We start from the raw sequence: 4,634 nt of genomic DNA on the forward strand, positions 1-4,634 counted from the left end.
CTTGCCTGCAGCATCATCTGTCTCCGACGGCTTCGGGCGGCATTCTGAAACGATCAGTAAGACAACCCGCAGCATAGTCAGGGGTCCTGAGGTCCAGTCCTGGTGGGCATCTCTGTATCGCAGCACGTGGAAGCCGGTAGTGAGGTTGTTGCATGCGGGCGGCAGTACCGACCCGAACGAGCTGCTGGCGGGGCCGACGGGCATCAGGGCTGGCGCCTGCCATGGGGCTGCTACCCACTACCCCCGGCTCGGTTCTGCAGGCCCGGCCACGAGGGCATCAAGGTCCTCGCTCCGCTCGCGCTCACGGACACAACGGCCGGGAAAAGCAGGCAGACTCCGCGCACGTCAGGCTCCGGCTCCCTGCCCAGCGCGCCTCCGCCAAACTCGGGCACTGGGGGCGGGTGCTCGACCCGTCGACGATCAGTCCGGACCCCATCGCCGCCGCGCTTCACGCCCTCCTCGTGATCACACCAATACGTTCTTCACTCACGAGAGGGCAGATCGGAGACGCTCAGCACAAGCTCCGCGGTGAGGATCTGCGGTGGCTTCGTCGACATCAGCTGCTGCTGGCCGGGGAGTGCGAGACGCTTTCGAAGGCGTACATCGAGTTCGACGGCCTTGCGGTGGAGGCTCTCCAAAGAACTCCTTGAGCTTCTCGCCCCTCCGTTCTCTCTCGGAGACCGCCGCCCCGTCGAGGAGCAGCCGGTTGGTCACCAACCCCGGGCCTTGCCTAACTCCGCCAGGCGACGGAGCTGGACCTCGGCCAGGTATCGGGGGGCTGGTTGGCGATGATCCAGCTGGTCGCCTTCGGCGCCCGTGAGCCAGGCAAGACCGCCCGAGATGTCGGGCGCCGCGCCATCGGGCGCCTCAACATATTCGAGGTAGGGCGCGGGGCCGGCCGGCCGCATGATGCCCCGGCTGTCGACAAGCGTAAGCAAACCGTCGGGCCACCGACGCACCGGTGGCGTCCGCGACCACTGTGCCCTCCGACGAAGTGCTGTTCGTCAGCGGCGGTCGAGACGATGAGGGTGCCCCGGTTGAGGGCGCCCCGAAGTTCCTGATGGTTTCGGCCATGACTGCGTAGTGCAACGGGTGGCCGGGGGCGAGCAGGTCGACGAAGGTCCAGTCGTAAGGCCGGACGCGACTGAGGTCGAAGGTGAGGTGATGTTTCTTGGCGGCTGTGGGTCCATCGCCTGCCGAGCGGATGTGCTGGGGCACGTGGGCTATCTCGTAGCACCCCGGTTCATGACCGCCTGACGGCCCGTGATCAGCCGCCCGCGCGTTGATCACTCGCGGCGCATCAAGCGAGAGAAATCCGTTGACAGCGTCAACGCGTGTGTGCGACTCTCGGTGACAAGTAGAGGTGTACACTCCCTGCAGGGTGTAACCACCTTGTACGCGACGGGTGAAACGGGGAGGGGCAGTGGACCTGGTGACGGTCAACAGACGATTCCGGATCACGGGGATCGTAGGGCGCGGGAACATGGGCGAGGTACACCGCGCCGAAGACCTCCAGGCCGCCCCGGACGCCCCGCACCGGGAGGTCGCGGTCAAGACCGTGTTGCGCGGCCGGACCGGAGTCGCGATTGACGCATCGGGGTCCGGCAAGGAGATCGACCGCTTCCGCCGCGAAGTGCGGATCATGCGCATGCTCTCCCAGGGCCACCCGAACCTCACCCGGCTGATCGACGGCGGCGTTGACGACCAGCCGGGTGGCAGCGGTCTCCCCTACCTGGCCATGGAGCTGCTCGACGGTCACCCGCTCGCGGACCTCATCGACGAGGAGCCCCAGCTTCCGGTCTCCTGGGTTGCCGCCATCGGGGCGCAGATCGCCGCCGGACTCGCCGCCGCGCACACGGCCGGGGTCGTGCACCGCGACCTGAAGCCCGCCAATGTGATGCTGACCAGCGATGGCACCGTCAAGATCCTCGACTTCGGCATGGGCTCGATCGTCGACGACCCCGACCAGACCCGGCTGACCAGCACCGGCGTCAGCGTCGGCACGGCCCGCTACATGGCACCCGAGCAGTTCCGGGCCGAGCGCGTCACCGCGCTCGCCGACCTCTACGCTCTCGGCTGCATCCTGTACGAACTGCTGATCGGGCAGCCGCCGTTCTCCGCCCGGACCCCGTACGAGCTCTCCGAGCAGCACCAGCACGCGCGGCCGCCGCTGCTGACCCTGGTGCGCCCGGACCTGCCCGCCGAGCTGGTCCGCCTGGTGGACCGCCTGCTCGAGAAGGACGCCGAACTGCGGCCTGAGAACGCCGCCCTGCTCCGTGACGTGCTGGTCCCTCTCGCGTTCGCGCCGGACGACACAGCCGCTCTCCTTGCCCCGCACTGGCAGGTGATGAACCCGGTGGCCCGGCTGCGGGCCCTGCTCCCCGAGCGCACCCCGGCGGCGCCCGCTCCCGTGCCGCGCAGAGAGCCGCGCCTGCCCGAGACGATGGACGTCTTCGGCATCCACGCCGACCTGATCAGCGAGTACGAGAGCTTCACCAAGAGCGCGACGGTGATCCGGGACGCCCGGATCGCCGGCTTCATCGAGGATGACATGGCGGCGAAGTCGCAGTGGCCCGACCCGTGGTTGTCGCTGAACCCGTTCTTCGCCGACGGAGGCAAGGTCACCGACCTCGTGCGGGACGGCATCCTGCACCCCAAGTGCGCCGAGATCTTCCAGGCGGGCAAGAAGGAGAGCTCACGGCGCCCGGACGGGCGCCCGCTGACCTTCCATCTCCACCAGCGGCAGGCGATCGAGGCCGCGCAGGCGGGCGATTCCTATGTGCTGACGACCGGTACGGGATCCGGCAAGTCTCTGTCGTACATCGTCCCGATCGTGAACCACGTCCTGAAGGAGCGTCAGGCCGACGGCGCGGGGGGCCGGGTGCGCGCAATCGTGGTGTACCCGATGAACGCGCTGGCGAACTCGCAGCTGATGGAACTGGAGAAGTACCTGCGCCACGGATTCGGGGCGGGGAACGAGCCGGTCACCTTCGCCCGCTACACCGGCCAGGAGTCCGACGAGCAGCGGCGGGAACTGCGCAAGAACCCCCCGGACATCCTGCTGACGAACTACGTGATGTTGGAGCTCATGCTGACCCGGCCGGACGACCGGTCGAGCCTCATCCGCATGGCCGACGGGCTGCAGTTCCTCGTCTTCGACGAGTTGCACACCTACCGGGGCCGCCAAGGTGCGGACGTGGCGTTCCTGATCCGCCGGGTCCGCGAGGCCTGCCGGGCCTCGACGACCCTCCAGTGCATCGGCACCTCGGCCACCATGTCCACCGAGGGATCCTGGGAGGACCAGCGGCGCGAGGTAGCCAAGGTGGCCGGCCGGTTGTTCGGCACGACGGTGCTGCCGAAGCGTGTCATCGGCGAGACCCTGATCCGGGCCACCGAGGAGGCCCCGGTGACGGTGCCCGCCGAGCGGCTGCGGGTGCCGGCGGCGCCCCGTTCTTACGAGGCGCTCACGAAGGACTCGCTGGCGCGTTGGCTGGAGTCGCGGTTCGGTCTGGAGCGCGAGGAGGGCACAGGGCGGTTCCGGCGCTGCGCCCCGGGGACCGTCGAGGACGCGGCGGCCGAGCTCGCCGCGGAGTCCGGCGTGGCCGAGGAGAGCGTGCGCGAGGCGATCCGCACCACGCTGGAGGCGGGGTCCCAGGCGAAGAACCCCATGACGGAGCGGCCCCTGTTCGCCTTCCGGCTGCACCAGTTCCTCTCGAAGGGCGACACGGTCTACACAACCCTTGAGGATCCGCTCAGCCGCCCGCTCACCCGCACCTACCAGCTGGAACAGCCCGGCAGCGACGGCAAGCCGCTGTTCCCGCTAGCGTTCTGCCGTGAGTGCGGCCAGGAGTACCTGACGGTCTGGCGCACCGAGGAGAGCGGGGCGTTCCGGTACGAGCCGCGCCGGGACACCTCCGCCTCCGGGGGCCGGGACGGTGAGGGCTATCTGTACCTCGGCATGCCCGGGGAGGACTACGAGTGGCCGGCCGATCCGCAGACGGCCGTGGACGACCGGCGGTTGCCGGAGTCGTGGCTCGAGACGGACGCGCAGGGCGTGACCGTCGTCAAGAAGTCCTACCGGCCCCGGGTACCCAAGCGGGTCGTCGTGGACGGGTTCGGGAACGAGTCGGGCGAGGGTCTGGTGGCGGCGTTCGTCCCGGCGCCGTTCCTCTTCTGCGTGCACTGCCAGGTCTCGTACGAGCAGACCCGCGGCCGGGACTTCGCCAAGCTGGCCACGCTGGACCAGGAGGGCCGTTCCTCGGCCACCTCGCTGATCTCCGCGTCGATCGTTAAGTCCCTGCGGGCGGTGCCGGAGGAGAGCCTCGGCAAGGAGGCGCGCAAGCTCCTCACCTTCGTCGACAACCGGCAGGACGCCTCGCTCCAGGCCGGCCACTTCAACGACTTCGCGCAGGTCACCCAGTTGCGCGGCGCTCTCTACCAGGCGGCCGTGCGGGCGGGCGAGGAAGGCCTGCACCACGACGAGCTCGCCGAGGCGGTGACCGAGGTGATGGGGTTGTCGCCGCGCGAGTACGCGGAGGGCAAGGCCCTGGCTCCCTCCATGGAGCGCCGTGCGACTAACTGATCGTTTCAGAATGGGGCCGACGGTCAGTCGTCGTCGAGCTGCTGAAGGACCT

General features: G+C 69.0%; 1 protein-coding gene and 1 pseudogene. One reads left to right on the top strand and one right to left on the bottom strand.

What is annotated here, in order from left to right; genetic code table 11:
- Positions 1–482: 482 nt before the first annotated feature.
- Complete coding sequence (locus IE145_RS32995; protein WP_189529100.1) at positions 483–638, bottom strand: hypothetical protein; 156 nt, start codon at positions 636–638, stop codon at positions 483–485.
- A gap of 785 nt (positions 639–1,423) precedes the next feature.
- Between IE145_RS32995 and IE145_RS33000 the strand changes: the two are divergent.
- Positions 1,424–4,573 (top strand): annotated as a pseudogene (locus tag IE145_RS33000) (protein kinase domain-containing protein); the annotation flags it as partial.
- Positions 4,574–4,634: the final 61 nt, after the last annotated feature.

This window comes from Streptomyces sindenensis, from assembly GCF_014649035.1.
Lineage (GTDB): Bacteria > Actinomycetota > Actinomycetes > Streptomycetales > Streptomycetaceae > Streptomyces > Streptomyces sindenensis.